The sequence below is a fragment of the Paenibacillus praedii genome, assembly GCF_049725345.1.
Lineage (GTDB): Bacteria > Bacillota > Bacilli > Paenibacillales > Paenibacillaceae > Pristimantibacillus.
The window spans coordinates 16,233-37,364 of sequence record NZ_JBMWAM010000004.1 but is presented as its reverse complement, the minus strand read 5'-3'; the positions used below and the strand labels follow the sequence as shown (position 1 = coordinate 37,364).

Annotated in this window: 24 protein-coding genes and 1 pseudogene; 10 read left to right on the top strand and 15 right to left on the bottom strand. The window is 50.0% G+C overall.

Translation table 11 applies throughout. The features are described 5' to 3' along the window. Positions 1 to 299 precede the first annotated feature (299 nt). Positions 300 to 782, top strand: a complete 483-nt coding sequence (locus ACO9K6_RS05505; RefSeq protein WP_424766539.1) for a hypothetical protein — start codon at positions 300 to 302, stop codon at positions 780 to 782. Here the strand turns inward: ACO9K6_RS05505 and ACO9K6_RS05500 are convergent. The 9 genes and pseudogenes from ACO9K6_RS05500 to ACO9K6_RS05460 form a co-directional block, all read right to left on the bottom strand. Next, a complete protein-coding gene (locus tag ACO9K6_RS05500; RefSeq protein WP_424766692.1) occupies positions 779 to 3,088 on the bottom strand; it encodes an ATP-dependent DNA helicase in 2,310 nt (769 codons plus the stop codon). The two genes, ACO9K6_RS05505 and ACO9K6_RS05500, sit on opposite strands and share 4 nt — an antisense overlap. A 112-nt stretch (positions 3,089 to 3,200) precedes the next feature. After that, positions 3,201 to 3,557: a hypothetical protein gene (locus ACO9K6_RS05495; protein ID WP_424766538.1), complete on the bottom strand. Its 357-nt coding sequence runs from the start codon at positions 3,555 to 3,557 to the stop codon at positions 3,201 to 3,203. A gap of 212 nt (positions 3,558 to 3,769) precedes the next feature. Continuing rightward, positions 3,770 to 4,354, bottom strand: a complete 585-nt coding sequence (locus tag ACO9K6_RS05490) for a hypothetical protein (protein WP_424766537.1) — start codon at positions 4,352 to 4,354, stop codon at positions 3,770 to 3,772. Between the two features lie 141 nt (positions 4,355 to 4,495). Then, a pseudogene (locus ACO9K6_RS05485) lies at positions 4,496 to 5,268 on the bottom strand (IS1595 family transposase); the annotation flags it as partial. Between the two features lie 243 nt (positions 5,269 to 5,511). Further along, positions 5,512 to 5,781, bottom strand: coding sequence for a hypothetical protein (locus ACO9K6_RS05480; RefSeq protein WP_424766536.1), 270 nt, complete (start codon positions 5,779 to 5,781; stop codon positions 5,512 to 5,514). A 19-nt stretch (positions 5,782 to 5,800) separates the two neighbouring features. Then, positions 5,801 to 6,967, bottom strand: coding sequence for a PP2C family protein-serine/threonine phosphatase (locus tag ACO9K6_RS05475; RefSeq protein ID WP_424766535.1), 1,167 nt, complete (start codon positions 6,965 to 6,967; stop codon positions 5,801 to 5,803). 395 nt (positions 6,968 to 7,362) lie between these two features. Further along, positions 7,363 to 7,611, bottom strand: coding sequence for a hypothetical protein (locus ACO9K6_RS05470; RefSeq protein ID WP_424766534.1), 249 nt, complete (start codon positions 7,609 to 7,611; stop codon positions 7,363 to 7,365). Positions 7,612 to 7,620: 9 nt separating this feature from the next. Next, a complete protein-coding gene (locus tag ACO9K6_RS05465) occupies positions 7,621 to 7,851 on the bottom strand; it encodes a cold-shock protein (RefSeq protein ID WP_424766533.1) in 231 nt (76 codons plus the stop codon). Between the two features lie 326 nt (positions 7,852 to 8,177). Continuing rightward, positions 8,178 to 8,624 (bottom strand): DUF2269 family protein, encoded by a 447-nt coding sequence (locus tag ACO9K6_RS05460; RefSeq protein ID WP_424766691.1) that lies wholly within the window; start codon positions 8,622 to 8,624, stop codon positions 8,178 to 8,180. A 215-nt stretch (positions 8,625 to 8,839) separates the two neighbouring features. Here ACO9K6_RS05460 and ACO9K6_RS05455 point away from each other — a divergent pair, with 215 nt between their 5' ends. Next, positions 8,840 to 8,971 carry a DUF4023 domain-containing protein gene (locus ACO9K6_RS05455; protein WP_424766532.1) on the top strand — a complete coding sequence of 44 codons (132 nt, stop codon included), beginning with the start codon at positions 8,840 to 8,842 and terminating at the stop codon, positions 8,969 to 8,971. A 71-nt stretch (positions 8,972 to 9,042) separates the two neighbouring features. Here the strand turns inward: ACO9K6_RS05455 and ACO9K6_RS05450 are convergent, their stop codons facing one another. The 4 genes from ACO9K6_RS05450 to ggt form a co-directional block, all read right to left on the bottom strand. Further along, a complete protein-coding gene (locus ACO9K6_RS05450) occupies positions 9,043 to 9,369 on the bottom strand; it encodes a hypothetical protein (protein WP_424766531.1) in 327 nt (108 codons plus the stop codon). 62 nt (positions 9,370 to 9,431) lie between these two features. Further along, positions 9,432 to 10,130: a pirin family protein gene (locus ACO9K6_RS05445; protein ID WP_424766530.1), complete on the bottom strand. Its 699-nt coding sequence runs from the start codon at positions 10,128 to 10,130 to the stop codon at positions 9,432 to 9,434. A gap of 194 nt (positions 10,131 to 10,324) precedes the next feature. Beyond that, on the bottom strand, positions 10,325 to 11,527 hold the full coding sequence (locus ACO9K6_RS05440) for an amidase (protein ID WP_424766529.1): 1,203 nt from the start codon (positions 11,525 to 11,527) through the stop codon (positions 10,325 to 10,327). Between the two features lie 45 nt (positions 11,528 to 11,572). Further along, positions 11,573 to 13,153, bottom strand: a complete 1,581-nt coding sequence (gene ggt / locus ACO9K6_RS05435; protein WP_424766528.1) for a gamma-glutamyltransferase — start codon at positions 13,151 to 13,153, stop codon at positions 11,573 to 11,575. A 222-nt stretch (positions 13,154 to 13,375) separates the two neighbouring features. Here ggt and ACO9K6_RS05430 point away from each other — a divergent pair, with 222 nt between their 5' ends. Genes ACO9K6_RS05430 through ACO9K6_RS05420 form a run of 3 tightly spaced genes read left to right on the top strand, consistent with a single transcriptional unit; the run spans position 13,376 to position 15,038 of the window. After that, on the top strand, positions 13,376 to 13,858 hold the full coding sequence (locus ACO9K6_RS05430; RefSeq protein WP_424766527.1) for an Lrp/AsnC family transcriptional regulator: 483 nt from the start codon (positions 13,376 to 13,378) through the stop codon (positions 13,856 to 13,858). 3 nt (positions 13,859 to 13,861) lie between these two features. Further along, positions 13,862 to 14,497 carry a chromate transporter gene (locus ACO9K6_RS05425; RefSeq protein WP_424766526.1) on the top strand — a complete coding sequence of 212 codons (636 nt, stop codon included), beginning with the start codon at positions 13,862 to 13,864 and terminating at the stop codon, positions 14,495 to 14,497. Continuing rightward, complete coding sequence (locus ACO9K6_RS05420) at positions 14,493 to 15,038, top strand: chromate transporter (protein WP_424766690.1); 546 nt, start codon at positions 14,493 to 14,495, stop codon at positions 15,036 to 15,038. The genes ACO9K6_RS05425 and ACO9K6_RS05420 overlap by 5 nt, the downstream gene beginning before the upstream one ends. Positions 15,039 to 15,271: 233 nt before the next feature. Here the strand turns inward: ACO9K6_RS05420 and yidC are convergent, their stop codons facing one another. Together yidC and ACO9K6_RS05410 are read right to left on the bottom strand one after the other, a co-directional pair. Further along, a complete protein-coding gene (yidC, locus tag ACO9K6_RS05415) occupies positions 15,272 to 16,099 on the bottom strand; it encodes a membrane protein insertase YidC (protein ID WP_424766525.1) in 828 nt (275 codons plus the stop codon). Next, positions 16,054 to 16,392: a hypothetical protein gene (locus ACO9K6_RS05410; protein WP_424766524.1), complete on the bottom strand. Its 339-nt coding sequence runs from the start codon at positions 16,390 to 16,392 to the stop codon at positions 16,054 to 16,056. The genes yidC and ACO9K6_RS05410 overlap by 46 nt, the downstream gene beginning before the upstream one ends. Positions 16,393 to 16,591: 199 nt before the next feature. Between ACO9K6_RS05410 and ACO9K6_RS05405 the strand changes: the two genes are divergently transcribed. From ACO9K6_RS05405 to ACO9K6_RS05385, 5 genes are all read left to right on the top strand, one after another. Continuing rightward, the gene (locus ACO9K6_RS05405) at positions 16,592 to 18,085 is read left to right on the top strand and encodes an ABC transporter substrate-binding protein/permease (RefSeq protein ID WP_424766523.1); all 1,494 of its coding nucleotides are present in this window, start codon (positions 16,592 to 16,594) and stop codon (positions 18,083 to 18,085) included. Beyond that, positions 18,078 to 18,800 carry an amino acid ABC transporter ATP-binding protein gene (locus ACO9K6_RS05400; protein ID WP_424766522.1) on the top strand — a complete coding sequence of 241 codons (723 nt, stop codon included), beginning with the start codon at positions 18,078 to 18,080 and terminating at the stop codon, positions 18,798 to 18,800. Before ACO9K6_RS05405 ends, ACO9K6_RS05400 begins: the two co-directional genes overlap by 8 nt. A gap of 315 nt (positions 18,801 to 19,115) precedes the next feature. Then, complete coding sequence (locus ACO9K6_RS05395; protein WP_424766521.1) at positions 19,116 to 19,631, top strand: DinB family protein; 516 nt, start codon at positions 19,116 to 19,118, stop codon at positions 19,629 to 19,631. Between the two features lie 188 nt (positions 19,632 to 19,819). Continuing rightward, a complete protein-coding gene (locus ACO9K6_RS05390; protein WP_424766520.1) occupies positions 19,820 to 20,284 on the top strand; it encodes a DUF1284 domain-containing protein in 465 nt (154 codons plus the stop codon). 71 nt (positions 20,285 to 20,355) lie between these two features. Further along, the gene (locus ACO9K6_RS05385) at positions 20,356 to 21,006 is read left to right on the top strand and encodes a DsbA family oxidoreductase (RefSeq protein WP_424766519.1); all 651 of its coding nucleotides are present in this window, start codon (positions 20,356 to 20,358) and stop codon (positions 21,004 to 21,006) included. Positions 21,007 to 21,132: the final 126 nt, after the last annotated feature.

Genomic DNA, 21,132 nt, shown 5'->3' with positions numbered 1-21,132 from the left:
ACAAATTAATAACTGTATTCATAAAACGTAATCCTCCTCTCGTTAAAATCTAATTGTCACTTTACCATCTTAAGAAAATACTGTCAATACCCCATCTTCTCCCGAATATTCCTTTCCGCGATGGAAACCCTGCTAATCCACTGTCACAAATTTTTGCGGTTTGCTGTGATTGTTTAGCATTGATATCCATCCCGTTATTCCTCTTCAAAGCATTGACGGTACGCGTTCATAAGGAGTAAAATGTTACAGGCGCAGCAAGGCTGCTTGCTATACTGGCATGAAAGAAGGCGATGCACCGCATGAATATCAAAACCTATGCCATCTGCTTATATATCATCATCGTATATTGGATCTCACTGCATATTCCTCATATGCATTCCTTATTTTTCCCTACTCTCGGCGCGTTCAGCCTGCTGTTCATCACACGTCCATTCACGAAAGCGGAGGTCCGGAAAATCTCTTTTGGAGCCGTTGTCGCTTCCATCATCGGGTCCGTAGCCGTGTACGTAAGCCCAGGTGTATTGTCGCTGCTTTTCACCCTGCTTATCATCATCTGGTTGATCCATAAATTCAAGTGGAATGCACCGCCGATCCTATCCGTCTCGCTGGTACCTTTCTTCACGCAGCCACCTTTGCTGTGGGTCATTCCTTTGTCTGTCGGCGGGGCGCTGGCCGGCTTACTCGTGACTTTGTCTGCAGCCGCATATGCGGAGAACAAGCTAAAATCCTCACCCCTGCCGGTCAAAAGAGCAGCAAAAGCAGATTCAGATACCGCGATTTAACGGTCTCTCCACTCCTCCGGCAGGAGACGCCTGTATGGTGCCTGCAAATACCGGTCGTCGATAAGCACAAGCGTGCCCCGGTCAGTCTCCGAGCGTATTAAGCGACCGCCGGCCTGCAGCACCTTGTTCATGCCGGGAATGACGTAAGCATACTCATAACCGTTCTTCCCCTGCTCATTAAAATAATCCTTCAGCAAATTCCGCTCCACGCTCAGCTGAGGCAATCCAACTCCAATCACAATGACGCCAATCAGCCGGTCTCCCGCCAGATCCACGCCCTCCGAGAATACGCCGCCCATCACTGCAAACCCAATTAACGACCTTTCGCTCCCAGCCTGAAAGGCGCTTAGAAAAAGATCCCGCTCCTCCTCCGTCATATCCGGCTTTTGCAGAAGCACTTCAGCAGCCGAGGCAGAAACGCCAGCAGACGCCGACCGCTGGACAAGCTCCATATAAGTCTCATAGACAGCATTCATATACGCATACGAAGGGAAAAACACAAAATAATTTCCCGGCCGCTCGTCCATCAGACGCTGTATCAGCTTAGCGATCGGCGCCTTGGACTCGTCGCGGTCATTAAACCTTGTCGATAGCGGCTCTATGATGAGATCAAGCTGCTCCCGCAAGAAGGGTGACGGCACGGCAAGCGTATAGTCATTCTCTCCCGCTCCCAGCATATCCATATAGTAGGAAACCGGCGATAGCGTAGCAGAGAAATAGACATGGGAGCGATAGCCTTTGCCCATTTGCTGAAGCAGCTGTGAAGGATCCATGCAGAACAGCTTCAGCCGAACATCGCTGTTGGTCAGCTCTGTATAAACGACATATCGTTCATCGAACAGCTTGGCCGTTCGAGCGAAGTTATGCGCTGCAAAATAAGTATCTAACAGCAAGCCGCCTCCACCTCCGCCAACCCCTGTGGAAAGCGCATGTTCGGTGGCGGATAAGAATGCTTCGACCAGCTCGATCAGCTCGTCCGGCAGATACCGCCCTATCAGGTGCGGCGCGCCGTCGCTGTTTTTGCGCAGCGCGATAAAGTAATCGTTGATCGCCTTCGCGCTCTGGTATCCTCCCTCATGGACATCCTTCAGCTCTCGCTGCAGCGCCAGAAACGGCGACTTCGACAGCTCTGCGGAGAACATTTCCCGCGCCCGGTCAACCAGGTTATGCGCCTCATCCACAAGCAGCGCCGTCTGCTTCTTCATCTCGGCATACTGGCGCTTGAATGAAATGCGAGGGTCAAAAATATAATTATAATCGCAGATGACCGCGTCAGCGGCATAAGCGACATCGAGTGAAAACTCAAACGGGCATACCGTATGCTTGCGGGCATAGGCTTCAATAACCGATCTCGTCATGACCGTTTCATGTTCCAGAATATCAAGCACGGCACCATTGATGCGATCATAATAGCCGTCTGCGTATGGACAAAGCTCCTTCTCGCAGCGCACCTCGTCCTTAAAGCATATTTTATCTTTGGCCGTTATGGTGACAGCATGCATATGAAGCCCCTTCGACTTCATGAACAGCAGCGCATCCTCCGCCGCCGCCCTCGTTGTCGTTCGCGCCGTCAAATAATAAAAACGCTGCAGCATGCCTGCTCCCATCGCCTTAATCGTCGGATATGTCGTTGAAATCGTCTTGCCAATGCCCGTGGGCGCTCTTGCGAATAAGCGAACGCCTTCATCAATCGATTTGTAGACCGCCCCTGCAAGCTTGCGTTGTCCCGCCCGATAAGCATCAAATGGAAAAGCCAGTTCTCTTATACTTTCATCTCTTGCCTGCTCATGTCTCCGCCGCTGCTGCGCGTATGGCGCATAGCGACTGACAACCTCCTGCACGTATTGCTCAAGCTCCTCCAGCCCAAGCTCCCGCATGAAGCGCCGCTCCGTCTCCGTCTCTGTCTGTACATAGGTAAGCTGCACGCGCATCGCTGGCTGCTCATGCGCTTTGGCGTACATGTATGCGTAAAACAAAGCCTGCGCCCAATGCACCGGATATCCGTCCTCAGCTATTCGATCCAGATCTCCTCCAGTCGACTTGATCTCATCTACGGTCAACACCGGCTCCGTTGCCAACAGTCCGTCGCAACGTCCGTCCACGACAAAAAGCAGATCATCCCATGGAATGTCTGCTTTGACGTAAACCTCTTTCTGGTCCTGCTCGCCATACGAACGCTGCACCCTTTGATGCGCCTTCGTCCCTTCATGCATCGTATCGACCGTATTTAATCGGGTATCAATGCTCCCGCTTTGGAATACATATTCAACTAAATGCCTCACCGATATCGTGACCGTATCCTGGATTTGCATATCGTTTTATCTACCGCTCCCATGAAGAACATTTGTTCTTCTATTGTACCACAAGCGAGAAACAAACGCCGTCAAAGATCTATCCCAGACGATGCAAATCCGCTCCTTAATTCTCCTGCTCCGGATGATGGCCCACGCCATTTAGCAGATCCGTGCCGTGGAAGACTTCTTTTGGCGCTGCCGGGTCCACATTGTCGCTGCCGAGCATCGTATCCGCATCGGGCACATCAGGAAGGCGCTGCGGGGTCTCCTCCGATTGTTCCAACTCCGCCATTGCCACAGAATCACGTAATTCGTGAGCGGCCGCAGCCTCATAAGGGTACTGCTCCCGAAGCAAATCCTCCGCGTCCTTCACCGCCTTCACCGGCTGCTCCTCTGTAAACAATCCGAATTCCGGATCGATATCCTTCTCCGTCGCCAAGCTGTGAGGCTGACGTTCTTCACGATTGCGTTCGATTGTCATGATCCTGACCTCCTTGTCCGTATTACCATATAGTACCCACAAACGGCGCGGCTCTAACCAAAAAATGCATAGCAAACCCTTTGTTCTTTCATTATTAAAATAAAGCTATGTTAAATTCTAATGTTGATATTTGACCATAAGAAAACCGCCTTGATGAAAAAGCGGTTCATTGAGCTATCGTAATCCGTTAGCACAATCATATAATGGACAGTTTATTGTAACGGTTTCCCTTTCAGGAATTCAAGCATTAGCCTATTGGATAGTGCCAAGGCTTCTTCATGTGTAGATGCGGGGGCAGATAACATCATTCCATTCTCAGAGTTCCATACGTTTTGAGGATTTCCACCTTCAGAATCGGACTGTGGATCAGGCGTTTTGAGAAGCAACGTGACTTGACTGAAGTCTTTGTTTGCGAATATTGAATGCGACTGATATATATTTGGGTCTTTAGCAGCCCCACGTTCGTCATAGATGAAATACGGGTACGCAATGGAGCCCCAGCCATCATTGGAGAAACGAATTTCTATCTTGCGTTGATCCTGAGGCACTGGAATTTGTTCACCTACAACCTGAACTACACCTTTAAAAACTCGCTCGCCTTTCAAGCTTGTTTGCAACTTGCCCTGAATGACAACAGTTGTAGGCTCCATCGTACCTTCAGAACCTAACTGATACTTTAAGCCTGCCAGTTCCAAATCTACATCAATGTTAAGGGTGGGCTTAACATACATGACCCAAGCTACGGCAATGATGATAACAATCAAGCCAAACGAAACGATCCACCTTTTCATCTTCATCTGCAACTAGTCCCCCTAACTGTATAGAATTCACTTACTTTTCGTTCGAATATTTATGTAGAATATATACCGATGTTGTTCTATTCAACCCGTCAGCTTAACAAGAATAAGCAGAAAGCCGAAGTTTGGTATTCGTGTCGGTCATAGGAAACAAACACGATTCGACCAACATATTTTTCTTATTCGATGAAGTATTCTCGTATTCCTTGCTATCTATAAAACGAAACCAAGCCAAATAATGTGCAAATATTTGGTTGCAACACCATTAAAGCGGTCCATCCATGAGCCAAGCCTTTTGAATTTGCATAAGAACTGAATCCTCCGTGAATCAGTGCATAGCACGTTTGAGTCAGATAGATGACCACCAATCGTTTCATCCAATTTTGCAGTCCGAATACATCCACGCCCAAGTACGCCAGAGCATGTCGTTTTCTGACGGGCACGGGCAACAAGTTCACATACTTGGTCATAACTAATGCCACGATATTTGGCTTTTCCTTCACGTTCACGTGGCTTTCGTTCGGTAATATTTCGCTTTCCCTTTTCCGAGTACAAAAAGTAGGTCTCGTCCATTTAGACAATACCTTGAAATGCTTCGGTTGGAATCTGCTTAAGAGCGGCATGCATTCAATAAAACGAACCCAGATATGAGGTCTTCTCGTTCGTTGAAGAAGGGTGTTTGTAAGGTCATTGAACGTTTGGCGACAGGACTTACAACGGTATCGTTGACGTTTAACCAATCCAGTACGTGTTTTTACAGCGTACTTCCCAAATCGCACGACAGAATGGGTTTTGCAATGCGGGCAAACAAGCCCATCTTTATGCTTCTGCTCTTGAATTCCATCAATCACTCGAACTGGAACCAACACTCCCTAGGTTCGTTACTGCAAAAAGTAAATAAGCTCTTGTTTACAATGCCTAAAATAAAAGAAGGACGCCGCAGATCCCTCCTTGCTTCTCTATCGCTTTTTGTTACGAATTCAACCATTCTAATGAAATCTTTCCCCGCAAAACGGAATAAATGCAAGCTTCGACTGCTCAACCTCGATCATATCGTAGGGCTTCAACTCCTCACCGGATACCAGTTCCTCCTTCCTCGTCATTCAAATAAACGATACCGCGGCCACCACCAGAATATACGCAAAATACGTTTGGATTTAAGACAATGTCCATAAATTCGGCGAAGCCAATAAATTTCGCTCGCTGTGAAGACGGAAATCATTGCCCTTATGCGGTCCTTCTACGCAAACGAGCCAGCCTACAACCGGATCGATGCCGCCGTCCTGCAGTTGGATGTATAAGCGCACAACGCTCGTGCGTTTCGCATCGATTTCCTCATTGCTCCCATACACCGCAACAGGCCCTAGCGCTAAAAGCCAAGCTAATGCAAGCAAACTAAGGGTGAGTATTCGGCGCCGTTTGACCACAATAAAACCTCCTTCATCGCTATGAGCAGGCCAATATCGCAATCGTCGCATTATCCTGATAAGGCTTCTGCAGCTCGATCACATGCTTCAAAATAACCTCCGCCGCATGCTGCGGCGTTAAACGGGCAGCCTCCTCCAGCAAGGATTGCGACAATTCATCATACAATCCGTCGCTGCAAAGCAGCACCCAATCACCGGTCTGCAAGCGAAGCCCCGTATGATTAGCATCTATTTCCTCGAGTGTTGGAATGCCTAAATAGCTGGTCAACAAATGACGCTCCGGATGCGACTCCGCCTCCTCCCTTGTCAGCTCGCCGGCCTTAACGCGCTCATATAGACGGTTCGCATAAATATGGTCTCGCGTCAACGGGATAAGTTGACCCTCTCTATACAAATAAATACGGCTATCTCCTGCCGATATCCAATGCAGCATGCCCTCTTTGATAACCGCAGCAATGAGCGTTGTTCCAACACTCCCCTCCAGCTCATGCCTCTTCGCCAACTCATACACCTCTTTGTTAGCCTGATGCAGAGCGCGCTCGAGCGCCTTTGTGACCGGTTCATCAGCCAATTTGCATGTATATTCCCGAAGCATCGTCTGAACGGCAAGCCTGCCGGCCTCCCCTCCCATAGCCAGACCACCCATCCCGTCGGCGAGTATGGCAAGTACGCCGTAGCGCTGAATAGCCTCTGGATCATCGTGCGCCGAGAAGCAGAAGGCATCCTGCTGTTCCTCACGGGTTCCGATATGCTGGGCGTTGCCGGGCGTAACGGCAATCCTTGTTCGGCCCTCGCTATCCTCGTTCTTGCCCCCTGTATCCTTGCTCTGTACCGTTGGTGCATAGGCTGCATCGGCAGCAACCGGACAAGTGGCAATCGCAGCAGACGGTTCTTCCGGTGCCGAAGCTGCCGCACGCTCAATCTCAGGGACGACCCTAAGCTGAACAGTTACCGATCTATCCGGTGTAGAAGGCCTGTGATTCACAAGCTGACCGATGACGATCAAGACTGCAAGCAAAGTCCCTAAACCGATGGCGCTCCGCATAATCACCGTTTCAATAAGCTCCCCCTGCTCCTTTGTCCATACCTTCTCCCACTGCTCGTCCGGCACAACCTCTAAACCGATAAATGCCATAACGAGCAGCAAAAAAATAACCGACAGCCCATAGCTCATCCATTCCCTCACGATTTGCTCCTCCTGCCTCGCCCTAGCTTAAAACCACAAACAAAAGGTAGAACAGTATCGTAATTGCCGTTAGCCCTATGCCTACAATAGACGTAATGATGCCCGCCTTTGCCATTCCCGGCTTCTCCGAATACCTTCCCTTTCATCCGAAAATAAGTCCGACAATTCCTTTACCCGCGACTGACAATACAATAATTTTTATTTATAGGTCCTGCGATTTATTCCAGTCTCCTGCATAACGACATAACTCGATGCTTTTCCCGCTGTTTACGTAACATCATCGTCTCTTAGAAGGGTCACAGCAGCGGGATAAAATAGAAGTTGGCACACAAAAAGCCCCGAAGCCATTTCATAGCTCGGGACTTATTGCCTAACTGTTACTGCATTGCATCCTGTCAAAAATATTTCTTTACGATATTATAAGCAAGCTTCGGTCTGCGATAGCGGTTATCAATTCCTTTGCTGCTCTGTGTAACCGCTCGTGCCAGCAGCCAGCCGTTGCCCTCCGTCACGCTGCAATCACGGATGATAAGGGGGATGCATGAGGAGTTAAACAAATACGATTCAGACTTGAAAAAAAAGCCGAAATCGGCGTAAAGGACAGCATGGCCCATTGCGCGTATTTCGGCTTTTTTCTGTATCAAATTTGAAACTTACGTAACCGGTGTGCCCTTCTTCAGCGCCTTCAGGTCGCCGTTCGTGTTGACGAGCATCGGCAGCATTTTCTCGCCGCTGACCATTGGAGTGTTGCACATCAAGCAGTTCGGCACATGGTCAAAAGCAAAATTGTCCCTCATCCAGCTGTTGCAGCCCTCTGTTTCGCAGGTCCATACCTTCGTGTTTTCTTCTGGAATTTCTTCTAGCGGTTTTTTGCGATTGTACATGGTCAGCCTCCTTTGCTTAAAAAGGAAAAACTGCCTCCAACTTATGGGTAAGGGGCAGTTATCGTTTATGAAAAAGCTGTGTTATGTGACGTTTGCTTCAAATCTGCAATTCCTTTTAAGCTTACCACATTTCAGCCTGAAAAGGCAAATTTACGAAAGCATGAGGCCGGACTAATCGAGCTCCTCACTGTAAACAGCAAACAGCTGCCCGCCCGTGCGATAAGTCTAATCATTAGGAGCCCCCTTATCGTTTTACCTTCAAGCTTGTATGTTCTACTCTATCAAATAAGCCCGCCAAATGGCGGGCTTAGGTCGATTAGGCCATTTTAAAAAGGCTGGAACATCATTAAGAAAATAATTAAAAAAGCGAATACGTGCGTGATACCTTCAATTTTCGCGGATCGCTTCGAAATCTCTACATACTGGGGCGGAAGCTCTTCTCCCGTATGATTTTCGAGAATAGCGGCCTGCGCCTTCATGTTTTTCGGCAGCATGCCGACTACAAAAATTTGTGTCACCAGGTAAATGACAATGGATGAAATAAACCAGCCTTGCGAGAAAAGCGAAGGCTGCATAATCCCCATAACCATACCCGTCAGCAGCAGCGTGATGCTTCCCGCCTTAGGCAGGACTTCTAAATTTTTGAGCAGCTGCAGGGTATACTTTGCCTGAGCGGCAGTCTTCGCGGTTCTGACCAATATCGGAAAACCAAACGCAGCACCCAGCCCCATAACCGCAGCGAGCACATGAATAAATAATACAATGCTGTACATCAAATAATACCGGCTCCCTTCGAGATCTCAATAATTGAGCCCGATGCACTATAAATGTGTAATTCTTACGGCACTCAGACCATCATAAGGGAGACATCTCTTCCAAGGCAACCACTATTTTCATACTTTTGTCAAATTAGTGCTAAATTTTAAAAATTCGGACACCCTAAACGTTGAACACAGTAGAGCAAGTATAGCAGAAGGAGGTCTTTAGCATGGATAACACGAGTGAGTTCGTGGATAAGGTGCATGATACGCAGCGTAAAGCGGAACAAAACAAACGGAGCAATGGCAAAGGATCACCAGCAAAGCAGCTAGCTAATAAACAGCACAGCACAAATAAGTAAAACGAAGAAAACGACAACCCCCTTGCAGCGTGGACTGCTAAGGGGGCTGCTATTGTATGGTGAGCATGACTTTAGGTGGAATAGAGATGCGGATAATATTCAATGCGCGAATCCGCGACAATCGTGAGCTGGGACTGCCCTGCATCGTACTCGACAGGACCATTTTTGACATAATACCACGTTTTAAGCGTAGGCTGGTCGTCAAACTCTTGGAATACGAACACATTCAGCTCTTCCTTGCGCGCCAGCAGCTCCTCGATCCCCTCGCTCCAAGGCACGCTTACCGTGAAGCGCCAGCCCTCTCCCTCAGGAATAACCGAATAGGAAACATCCTGCTTATTCGTATCAATGAATATTCGCCCGCCCACCGCGTGCTTCACAATAAATGTTTGCTTCAACTGGACCCCTCCTGAAAAGTTTGCGGATGCAAACTTGCTTCGTAAGCGACTTACTTCGCAGCCTATGGCAAATCAACAAGCATGAAAAAAGCCGGCTCTGCAGCTGCGAGCTCAAGCTCGCTTACTTGCTCGATTTGTGCGGTATCTCCAGCAGCCAATGCCTCTCCATGCACTTGAAGCATTCCTTCAATCAGGAATAGAAATAGCTTGCGGCCCGCTTGGGGCGCATACGCCAGCTGCTTCCCCTGCTCCAGCTTGCTAAGGTAGATCGTCATATTCTGACCAATCCACGCGGTTTTCTCCGAGGCGTTATCGGACACCACAGGCAGCAATGCGTTATGCAGCTTATCGATATCGAAGCTTTTCGCTTCGTAGGATGGGGCCGCGCCGCGCTCCTTCGGCATGAACCATAGCTGCAGCAATCGCAGCTCCTCATCCTCTGATGCATTAAACTCCGTATGGATGACACCGCTGCCCGCCGACATCCGCTGCACCTCGCCAAATGAGGATACAACCGAGTTGCCCATATTATCTTCATGCCTGATTTGTCCGCTCAACACGATCGATACAATCTCCATATCGCTATGCGGGTGAGCGCCGAAGCCTTTGCCCGGAGCCAAATAATCATCGTTGCATACGCGCATGACGCTAAAGCCCGTTCGATTCGGATCGAAATATTCGCCGAATGAGAAGCTTGGATGGCTTCGCAGCCAGCCGAGATCTGCCGAATACCGCTCAGCAGCGGGAAATACGTTGATCATCGTCTCTCCTCCAACCATGCTTTATTTACTTACTTATTTATAGCAGGTTTCCTTGCTTCAAGCAAGCTCAGCATTTGTGATTGCAGCAGCCGACCTCCTATACTAGTTCCGGACAAAATTAAGCAACGGCTCGAACCCCTCCATACGGCACTCTACGACATCGCCGTCACGAATGACGGCATAGCTTCAACAGTTTATGCACCCTTCTCCTCCATTTGCTTGATCATCCCATCCACGATATTAGCCACCCACTCCAGCAGCCTCATATCCTGATGACGTCCTGCAATAAAAGATAATCCCAATGGACAGCCCTCTTCTCCCTTAACGGGAACGGTTACTTGCGGCAGTCCGGCCAGTCCCGCCGGGCAGCTCAGCTGAAGCGCTTGAACGCGGCGACGCTCGACCTCTTCTCCCGTTTGATGGAGCGGCGGCGCAATTGCCGGTACAGTCGGGATGACAAGCAAGGTATTCTTTTCGAGCAATGCATCCATTTTGGCTCGAACCTCTTCCCGCTTAGCGAACACCCTGCCGCTTTCCTCCTGCTTCAGCGTACCCGCCCAAGCAAAGCGCTCTGCGATGCCTGGACCAAAAGATGGCTGTACCCGGGTAATCCACTCCCCATGCTCCTGCCAAATTTCAAGCCCCTGCAGCGTTCGAAAAGCATTCATCCATTCCTGCAGTCCTTCCGGCGCAAGCATAATCTCTTCTTGCTTCGCAGCTATGAATTGCAAAGCCGGCAAGACGCGCTTTAGCGCTGCATTCGTCAGTGGATCAGTAAGCGCCCACAGATCCTGCGGGAACAGCAGACGAGAGAAGCCAGCCCTATCTGTATCACGATCACGCAACAGAACACGGCCAACCTCAAGCAGCGTCCGCGCATCCCGCGTCATCCAGCCTACCGTATCAAAGCTCGGCGCAAGCGGGATGAGCCCTCCTGTATGAACCGCTCCATGTGTCGGGCGTATGCCGTACAACCCGCAATAAGCTGCCGGCACGCGAACGGAGCCGCCCGTATCCGTACCTATCGCAAAGTCCACGAGCCCCGCCGCTGCTGCAACTGCCGAGCCGCTCGATGATCCTCCGGGAATGCGGCCCGGCGCATTCGGATTAACCGGCGTGCCGTAATGGGCATTCTCGCCGTTAATGCTGTACATCAGTTCATCCGTCATCGTCGTACCTTCCAATCGCGCTCCGCTGCCTAGCAGCCGCTCAATAACGGCAGCATGCTGAGAGGCCGGGTCATGCGTCCGCAGCCAGTCCGGATTGCCTGCCCCAGACGTATAACCCGCAATGGCAAAAACATCTTTTACCGCAAACGATTTACCCGTCAAGCTGCCGCCGCAGCTTGGTTCGACAACAAGCTGGTCGTTTACATAAGCATTCCATTTTTTTCTCATGGCCTCTCCCCTCTCCCTCTCCTCTCCTCTCCTCTCCTATCCTCTCTACCATCCAATTGCCGCTCCATCGCAGCGCGGATCAGAGCCACCCTGCAGAAAGCCCTGCTCGTCACGCATAATCGCATGCGCGTGGCCCATAATACCATCGAAGTCCTTCACCTTACGCACCGAATGTCCCGCTTGCGCCAACGATGCCAGCACTTCCGCCGAAACGCGACCTTCTATCTTGAGCTCCTGCGTCGGTTCGCCCCATGTTCGTCCCCACACCCACCTCGGCTCATTAATCGCCTGCTGCGGGTTCATGCCATAATCAATCATGCGGGTAAAAATAGCCGTCTGCGTCTGCGGCTGTCCTTCGCCGCCCTGCGTGCCGTAAAGCACAGCAGGCTTGCCATCGCGGCAGGCCATCGCCGGCATCAGCGTATGGAACGTCCGCTTGGCCGGCTTCAAGCTGTTCACATGATTCGGATCCAGCGAGAAGAATGAGCCTCGATTTTGCAGCAATACGCCTGTGTTCCCTGCAACAACGCCTGAGCCGAATTCAAAATACAAGCTTTGAATAAAGGACACGGCGTTGCCTTCCTCGTCGACGACGGCCGCATAAGCCGTGTCGCTGCCGAGCACCTCGGACTTCTCAGCGGAAGCGCGGTTTAGCTCTATGGTGGCCGCCAGCTTGGCTGCGTAACCCTTATCCAGCAGCTGCTCCAGCGGCACGTTCGTAAACGACGGGTCGGACAAATATTGATTCCGGTCCCGGAAGCTCAGCTTAAGCGCCTCTACGCACAGCTGATAATACGCATGCGAGCCATGCTCGATTTGGCTCAAATCGAATTGCTCCAGGATGTGCAGCGCCATGATGCCCGAGAAGCCCTGCGAGTTCGGCGGCATTTGGTGAAGCGTGTAGCCTCGATAGGAGCCTTCAATCGGAACCACCCAATCACCGTGATGATCCGCGAAATCATCGGCTGTAAGCAAGCCGTCATTTTGCGTCAGAAAGTTCGTTATTTCCTTCGCTGTCTCACCCATGTAAAATTCATCGCGCCCATGCTCAGCCAGCCGCCGCAGCGTTCGCGCCAGCGCTTGCTGCTTAAATCGCATACCGGGCTTTGCCGCATGGCCGCCAGGCAAATAAATATTGGCTGTCGTGAGCGTCTGAGCAAGCACAGCTTCATTATGGACCGTATTCGCGTATTGATCCTTCGACATCGGAAAACCTTTTTCTGCATATTCAATGGCTGGCGCGAGCACCTGCGCCCACGGCAGACGGCCGTATTCACCGTGAACCGCAGCCCAGCCGTCCACCATGCCTGGCACCGTCACAATGCTGCCAATTCCCCGATTCGGGATCGCCGTCATGCCGGCATAGGCGCTTATATTCGCTTTGTAGCCGGAGCGACCGCTCGCATTGTAGCCGCGAACCCTTCCCTCTGCATGATGAAAGCTAAGCCAGAAGGAGTCCCCGCCGAGACTTGTCATATGCGGATAAACAACAGCCAAGCAAGCACTGACCGCAACCGCTGCATCATAAGCATTGCCGCCCTGCTCCAATATGCGCGCCCCCGCCGTTGTAGCCAGATAATGCGGACTAACTACCATAGCTTTCGTACCGATTACGGACTGATTCACCGCTATCACTCCTATTTCAACTATAATGATAGATAACCTAACATAATGATATGATCTAAAAATAACACCATATTCGCAGTTAGGCAACTAAAACGTAACCAAATTCATTTTTTTATATTGAAAATGAACGAATCACCGTTTATATTTAAACATATAGTAATAAAATACAGGTTTACTTTGACACCTTGAATTATTCATTCATGAATTGGAGTTGAAATGCTCATGCAATTTAGGACGCAAGAGGAAGCTGTTTCGATAGAAATCGATGATATCGATCGTAAAATCATCTCAGCCCTTAATTTAAATGGAAGAATATCTTACACAGATTTAGCAAAAGAGATCGGACTATCGCGTGTCGCTGTTCAAGCCAGAATCAATACACTAATGGATGCCGGCGTTATTGAACGGTTCACCGCTGTCATTAACCCGGAGAAAATCGGCATCCGTGTATCGGCATTCTTCAATGTAGAGGTGGAGCCCAAGCATCTTCATGCCGTTGCCGATCAGCTGTCTACAGAACCTTATGTCACAAGCCTCTATCACATGACTGGACCGAGCAAGCTGCATATGCATGGGCTTTTCCGCAACAACCAAGAGATGGAGCTGTTCCTGAAAGAGAAGCTGTACACGCTGCCGGGCATTATGAGCGTCGATTGCCAAGTGCTCATTAATCGCTATAAGAGTCGAATGGGAATGAGGCTTTAGACGATGGAGACTACAAAAGCAGGCAATGCCTATATGCAGCTGACATGGGCGATGATGAAGACAGGCATCATTGGCTACGGAGGCGGCCCCTCCGTTATCCCGCTCATTCGCTACGAAGCGGTTACGAACTATAAATGGATGGAGGATGAGGAATTCGGCGAGATTCTTGCTTTAGCGAATGCGCTGCCGGGACCGATCGCCACCAAAATGGCCGCTTATGTCGGTTATCGAGAAAAAGGCGCGCTCGGTGCAATCATCGCCGTGCTTTCGCATATCGTCCCATCCGGTCTCGCAATGATTTTGCTGCTGAGCTTCGTCCAATATTTAAGCAGCGCCGCTTTTATTCAAGGCATGATCGGTGCCGTTACGCCAGTCATAGCAGTCATGCTCGGTATGATGGCTTATGAATTTGGTGAACGGGCTGTGAAGGGACTCGGTAAGTATGTCGGTTTCGGATTTTTCGCTTTGGCGTTTGGAATGCTGCAGGGCATTCACCTTCACCCTGCTATCGTTATTATTTTATTCCTCGGCTATGGAGCCTTTCATTTGAAGACAGTTGCTGCCCTTCAGCAGAGAAGGTTGCGGAAGCAGCTGCACAAAACGGAACAGAAGGAGGGCGTAACACGTGGAATGGATTAATTGGCTGAACTTAATCCTTGGTTTTTTTATTGCCAACGTGCTTGGCTACGGCGGAGGTCCGGCCTCCATCCCGTTGATGTACCGTGAAATTGTGACGAACCATCAATGGACCACGCCTAGCGATTTTTCGAATATTTTGGCTTTGGGCAATGCGCTCCCTGGGCCGATTGCAACCAAGATCGCCGCATTTGTCGGCTACGATGTCGGCGGCTGGTTTGGCTCAGTGCTTGCACTGGCGGCTACGATCGTGCCGTCCGCAGCCGCACTCATCCTGCTGCTCAAAGTGCTGCAGCGCCACCGCCAATCACCGGTTGTCAAGGGGATGACGATGCTTGTCCAGCCCGTCATCGCCATCATGATGCTGCTCCTCACCTGGCAAATGGCCGAAAGCTCCATCCAGTCAATCGGCATCATCCAGTCACTCATCATCGCAGCTGTCGCCTTCTGGGCAATGCAGTTCCGCAAAATTCATCCGGCGATCGTTATCGTTGCCGCTTTCGCCTACGGTGGACTCGTCATTCCCCATTTGAATGTGCTGTAGCAGATCGTACAACATATGGAATGCACAAAGTGTCTTTATTCGTATGATATAAAAGGCATACAAAAAAAATAGCAGCCCCCAAGGCTTACTCCTCAGGGACTGCTATAATCAAAACTTTTACACACGACCGCGAACCTCTTCGATGTAAGCCTTCGCCTGCGCCATCTGGCGCTCCTTTGCCTCTTCCATAATAATATGGACATGCGGCTTGTATTGATTAAGAAGACTCTTCGTTAGGATACGTTGCCCTTAGGCGCTACATCCGCTCTCGGGACGTATACTTTTTTGGCTAGATACGATTGTGCAATCATGAACAGACCGCCCGTTACCCAATACAGCGAGATCGCCGCAGGTGCCGACAATGCGAATACGCCCATTAGAATAGGGGACAAATAGCCCATGAATGCAAGCTGCTTCTGCTGCGCGGGGTCCGCGCCGGGCTGCGTCGTCTGCGAAAACTTGAACTGGATAAAATAAACGATCCCAGCGACAATCGGCAGCACGATATCCGGGGAGCCAAGCTTAAACCATAAGAAGGAATGGTCCGCAAGCTCCGGCGTCAGCTTGATGGCTGAATATAACCCCATCAGGATCGGCATTTGTATTAACAGCGGCAAGCAGCCCATGGCAAGCGGATTAACCTGATGCTTCTGATAGAGAAGCATCGTTTCCTGCTGAAGCTTCTGCTTGGAATCGGCGTCCGATTTCCCTTTGTATTTCGCCTGCAGCTGCTTAAGCTCCGGTTGGAGCGCCGACATCTTATGCTTCATTTGCTGCTGCGAACGATATTGCTTCAGCATGAGCGGCATAAGCAGCAGCCGGATAATCAGCGTTATGCCAATTATTGCGAGTCCATAGCTGCCATGAAACGAATCAGCAAGGAATTGCAAAGCGGCAGAGAGCGGATAAATGACGAAATGGTTAAAAAAACCTGGTGTTCCGCTGTCAATCGTACCCGTTGCCGTGCTGCAGCCGCTAATAAGCAGCAGTACTGTCAGCAGCAGGCCGACCATGATCAAACGTTTATTTTTAGATGAAAGGAATACATTGTTCTTCTGCATTTAAATCCTCCTCGTTTGTTTGGAAGTACGTCAACAAACGAGGCCATGCAATCTGTTATATCGTCATCGGGAGATTCCTTGCGCCTTCCCTTCCTCACCAGCCACTGATGAATCGGTATCGTGCGGATAAGCAGCCGGGGCAGCACGATAATCATCATATGATCCGTCTGACTGCGTTCCCAATAAGCATATTCCTCAGTATTTCTATGTGAGGCATATGCATAAGCAAGGGTATACAGCAGACTTATCGAGAATAAATAAGGGATAAGGTCATGAAGCTCCAGCTCGAACAATGTATTCACCTCCTCTCAAGCATCAAATAGATTTCAATCGTATTGGATATTATAACAGTTAATCTCATCCAATTGCGACTATTCCCGTCACCGCTTTGTGACAAAACCGTTTCTTTTGGTTATTTACAAATGAATAGTGAAAAACATATAATTTCTAAGTTGCTTAGGCACAATAATAACTTAGAAGAAAGAGGTCATCATGAACAGAAAAAAGCTGAAAATCATTTATTTTTCGCTCATCGCCTTCGTGCTTCTGTTTCTTGCGGTCGGGCAATCGCTCCCGATTGGAACGGCCGGCCCGCAAACGGTAAGCGCCCAAAGCGCCGCTGCCGCTCCCGCCGAGCAGAAGAAGAAGCTCATAATGGGGACTTCGCCCGATTACCCGCCCTTTGAGAACGTAGATGCGACCAATAATGGTGAAATATACGGCATGGATATTGATATTGCTAAGTATATCACCTCTCAGCTCGGTTATGAGCTGGAAATCGCTAGCATGGATTTCAACGGACTCATTGCCGCGCTCCAAACTGGACGTGTCGACTTTGTCATGTCAGCCATGTCCGCTACCGATGAGCGCCGGCAGAATGTCGATTTTTCCGATGTCTACTACGTTGCCCGCAATACGATCGTATCTCAGAAATCGGCGCCGCTTGAAACGGTCGAATCGTTATCAGGCAAGCTGGTAGGCACGCAGCTCGGCTCCACGCAGGATCTGTTTGCCGGGACCCTCGAAGGTATAGAGATTAAGCAGCTGAACAAGATTCCTGATCTCATCTTAGAGCTCAAGTCTAATCGAATTGACGCCGCAATCGTGGAAGACGCCGTCGCTATTGATATGATAGGCTCGAATCCCGATTTGGTCATGCATTTCGTGCCAGCTGGCGAAGAGGAGAACGGCTACGCCATCTCTTTTCCAAAGCAATCGGCGCTCGTGAACGACTTTAACACTGTTCTTGCGGAGATGAAAGAGAACGGCAAACTGGACGACATTGTCCAAAAGTGGTTTCCGGAAGAGAAGGAGCAAACGGGGCGCTTGAATATCGATTTTAGTATATTGAAGCCTTATATTCCCTATCTGCTTAAAGGTATCTATGTCACGCTGCTCTTTACACTCGTGTCTGCCATATTAGGCTTTGTATGGGGAACCATCCTGTCCTTGTTCAAAATATCTGGTATTAAGCCGCTCCAATGGTTCGCTACCGCTTATACATCGGTATTCCGCGGCACGCCTCTGCTGCTGCAGCTCGTGTTGATCTATTACGCGACTCCTCAGCTCTTCAACTATGACATCCCTGCGCTGATGGCAGCCGGGCTTGCCTTCGGCCTCAACTCGGCCGCTTACTTGTCAGAGACAATCCGCGGCGGTATTATGGCAGTGGACAAAGGTCAGCGTGAAGCTTCGATCGCGCTTGGCATTCCCTATCGTAAAATGATGCTTCGTATCATTTTCCCACAGGCGCTCCGTAATATTTTGCCTGCGCTTGTCAACGAATGCGTCTCTTTGCTAAAGGAGTCGTCGCTTGTCTCCGTCATTGGCGTTACCGACTTATTGCGGAGAGCGAACGTTGTGCAAGCTACGGAGTTCCGCGCACTCGAGGCTTTGCTGTTTGCCGGGGCGATCTATTACGTCCTCGTGCTCATTCTAACCTCGTTCGCGAATCGACTGGAAAGGAGGCTGCGTCGCAGTGATTAAAGTTACAGACTTAACCAAAACCTTCGGCAAGAACCAAGTGCTTAAAGGCATTTCCACTTCGGTAGAGCGAGGAGAGGTCGTCGCCCTCATTGGACCGTCAGGCTCAGGCAAATCGACCTTTCTGCGCTGCTTGAACATGCTCGAGACGCCAACCACCGGCACCATTACGATCGACGGCATTGCCATGACGGATCCGAAGACCGATATCGTCCGTGCGCGGCAGCGCATCGGCATGGTGTTTCAGCATTTTCACCTGTTCCCGCACATGACCGTCATCGATAATATTACGTTCGCGCCAACGCAGGTGAAAGGCCTATCGACGGAGGAAGCACGCAAGAAAGCGATGGAGCTGCTCGCGCGTGTGGGTCTTACGGACAAAGCCGACAGCTATCCGTCCCGTTTATCCGGCGGACAGAAGCAGCGGGTTGCCATTGCCCGCAGCCTCGCCATGGAGCCAGACATTATGCTCTTCGACGAGCCAACCTCAGCGCTCGATCCCGAGATGGTGAAGGAAGTGTTGAACGTCATTCGCGCACTCGCCGACAGCGGCATGACGATGCTTATCGTCACGCACGAGATGAAGTTCGCCCGCGAGGCAGCGGACACCATTTATTTCCTCGACGACGGCAAGCTTGTTGAGAAGACGAAGCCGGAGCAATTTTTCACCAAGCCTCAAAGCGAGCGAGCCGCGCGCTTCCTGGAGCAGGTGCTGTAACGAAATCAATAGGCTGTCTCTAAATACTCGGGCATGCTATCACAACGCTGAGGGCTGCAAGCACATATACGTGCTTACAGCCCTCAAACATTTCTTACTCTCTCGCTGTAGGAACATATGCGTGCTTAAGCAACCCATTCGGTGATGCTGCTACGTCGATTGCCGAGCTTTAGGTGCATTCTCCACCTTCGAACAAATTTCAAAAAAAGTTCCCAGCCTGCTCAACGTGAAGCAACAATTTACTCGTAATATTTTTCAGCGTCACGACGACCGGCCATATGCTATACTTTTCGAAACGAAAAGGAGGCTGCGCGCATGAGTCAACGTCCGTCTAAAGAGGAATACAACGCATATTATGAGCAATACATCGGCTTGATGGGTGAGATGGATATTATCGACGCCCTTGAAGCCCAACTGGAGAGCACCCGCTCTCTGCTTGTATCTGTGACAGAAGAGCAGGGGAATTATCGCTATGCAGCAGGCAAATGGTCGCTGAAGGAAGTCATTGGCCATATTTCGGATAATGAGCGTGTCATGAGCTATCGGCTGCTCCGCGCGGCGCGCGGCGACAAAACCCAGCTTCCTGGCTACGAGCAGGATCATTTCATACAGGGCTCTTCTTTCCACGACTGGTCAATGGAACAGACTATTGAGGACTATAGGTCTGTTCGTCGCGCAACCCTTACTTTATTGCGAGGCTTGTCGGATGAGGCGTGGACAAGATTAGGCGCGGCCAACAACAGCAATATTTCCGTCCGCGCTCTTGCTTATATTATTGCAGGACATGAGCTGCACCATATGAGGTTTATCCAGGAGCGGTATCTTCAATAGACACTTGTGCGAACCATATTGTAGGCGAAACTACAGTAATAGAGCTAAGATTCAGCTCTATTATCGCGTGCAGCACGAATAATAAACACCATACCTGCTTGCTGTGAATTTATTATATATGTAAACCTTTTGTTATGATATTATGGTTAACATATATAGCATTTTAAGCACGGGAGGTATCCAAATCGATGGCCATTCGTTTGCGCGGGCATCATTTGCTATGTTTGTTAGGTTATCGGGGGATGGGCTACTCAGAGGAGTTTTGCGTCAATATGACCGATATATATGAGACGCTGCGGACGATGCCGGAAACCGAGATTGAAATTATAACCGGTCCAGACGATGTATGCCGGGCGTATCCGCCAGATAAGGCCAACCACTGTGAAGGCACCGTCTACGAGCTGGATGAGAAGATTTTGACGAAGCTCAGTCTTGCCCCTCACGAGCGCGGAAGCTGGCAGGATATATGCGGCCGTATCGCTGATAAAATCATCCCATCGGACATCAGCCATCTATGTGCAACATGTCCGTGGGAGAAATACGGGGTATGCCAGGAAGGCGTCGGCACTATCAGAGACGGCAAGCCGCTCCCTAAGATTGGAGCCCAGTTTGAAGTGCCTATCGAAAAAGATCTGATCCTTAAGCAAAGATAGTTTTAGTAGACGTGCATTAGGACGATGCTTGCCAAGCTGCATTTGCTTAAAACTTTTGAGGAGTGAACAATATGACGATAAGCATCAAAGTTTATTCCGATTATGTGTGCCCATTCTGTTATATAGCGGAGGTTCCGCTGGAGGAGGCCATCAAGGGAAAGGATGTTGAGGTCGAATGGATGCCTTATGAGCTTCGGCCGTTTCCAAACGAGACGCTTCGACCGGAGGATGAATATTTGCCCCGTGTGTGGAATCAATCTGTGTATCCGATGGCTGCCCAATATGGCGTTCACATGGTCCTGCCGCGCGTATCGCCCCAGCCGCACACCCACCTGGCGTTCGAAGGCTTTCAATTTGCGAAGCAGCACAGCAAGGGCAATGCATATAACCACCGAATGTTCCAAGCTTTCTTCCAGGAGGAGCAAAATATCGGCGAAATCGACGTTTTGGTTACGCTTGCCGGTGAGATCGGCTTGAATGAGGCGGAGTTTCGCGAGGCATTAGTTAGCCGAAAATACCGGGAAGCACATCAGGAAGCATTGGCTCATTCGTATAATGAGGCGCAAATTTCGGCCGTTCCGACGATCATTATCGGCGAAACCGTACTTCGAGGCGTTCAATCGCAAGAAGCGATTGAGCAAGCGATTAAAGACGAGCAAGCCAAACAGACTGCAGCCGGGTTTGATGGCGAAGGAATGGTCTGCGGGCCCGATGGGTGCTAAAATTGCAAAATGCATAAGAACCAAGTCAACTGCAACATGCATTACAGCTAAGCCAACTGAACGATGACGCAGCATAAAAGCATGTCCCGTAGTGCTGCTATATAAAAAATGGTGATGCCGGGCAGC

Bases quoted from the DNA above. Each gene is read 5' to 3' on its own strand.
- ACO9K6_RS05455 (WP_424766532.1), top strand. From the start codon at position 8,840: ATGGATAACACGAGTGAGTTCGTGGATAAGGTGCATGATACGCAGCGT.
- ACO9K6_RS05495 (WP_424766538.1), bottom strand. From the start codon at position 3,557: ATGACAATCGAACGCAATCGTGAAGAACGTCAGCCTCACAGCTTGGCG.
- ACO9K6_RS05425 (WP_424766526.1), top strand. From the start codon at position 13,862: ATGGAGACTACAAAAGCAGGCAATGCCTATATGCAGCTGACATGGGCG.
- ACO9K6_RS05445 (WP_424766530.1), bottom strand. From the start codon at position 10,130: ATGATCAACGTATTTCCCGCTGCTGAGCGGTATTCGGCAGATCTCGGC.
- ACO9K6_RS05460 (WP_424766691.1), bottom strand. From the start codon at position 8,624: ATGTACAGCATTGTATTATTTATTCATGTGCTCGCTGCGGTTATGGGG.
- ACO9K6_RS05430 (WP_424766527.1), top strand. From the start codon at position 13,376: ATGCAATTTAGGACGCAAGAGGAAGCTGTTTCGATAGAAATCGATGAT.
- ACO9K6_RS05390 (WP_424766520.1), top strand. From the start codon at position 19,820: ATGGCCATTCGTTTGCGCGGGCATCATTTGCTATGTTTGTTAGGTTAT.
- ACO9K6_RS05490 (WP_424766537.1), bottom strand. From the start codon at position 4,354: ATGAAGATGAAAAGGTGGATCGTTTCGTTTGGCTTGATTGTTATCATC.
- ACO9K6_RS05405 (WP_424766523.1), top strand. From the start codon at position 16,592: ATGAACAGAAAAAAGCTGAAAATCATTTATTTTTCGCTCATCGCCTTC.
- ACO9K6_RS05395 (WP_424766521.1), top strand. From the start codon at position 19,116: ATGAGTCAACGTCCGTCTAAAGAGGAATACAACGCATATTATGAGCAA.
- ACO9K6_RS05385 (WP_424766519.1), top strand. From the start codon at position 20,356: ATGACGATAAGCATCAAAGTTTATTCCGATTATGTGTGCCCATTCTGT.
- ACO9K6_RS05465 (WP_424766533.1), bottom strand. From the start codon at position 7,851: ATGTACAATCGCAAAAAACCGCTAGAAGAAATTCCAGAAGAAAACACG.
- ACO9K6_RS05505 (WP_424766539.1), top strand. From the start codon at position 300: ATGAATATCAAAACCTATGCCATCTGCTTATATATCATCATCGTATAT.
- yidC (WP_424766525.1), bottom strand. From the start codon at position 16,099: ATGCAGAAGAACAATGTATTCCTTTCATCTAAAAATAAACGTTTGATC.
- ACO9K6_RS05440 (WP_424766529.1), bottom strand. From the start codon at position 11,527: ATGAGAAAAAAATGGAATGCTTATGTAAACGACCAGCTTGTTGTCGAA.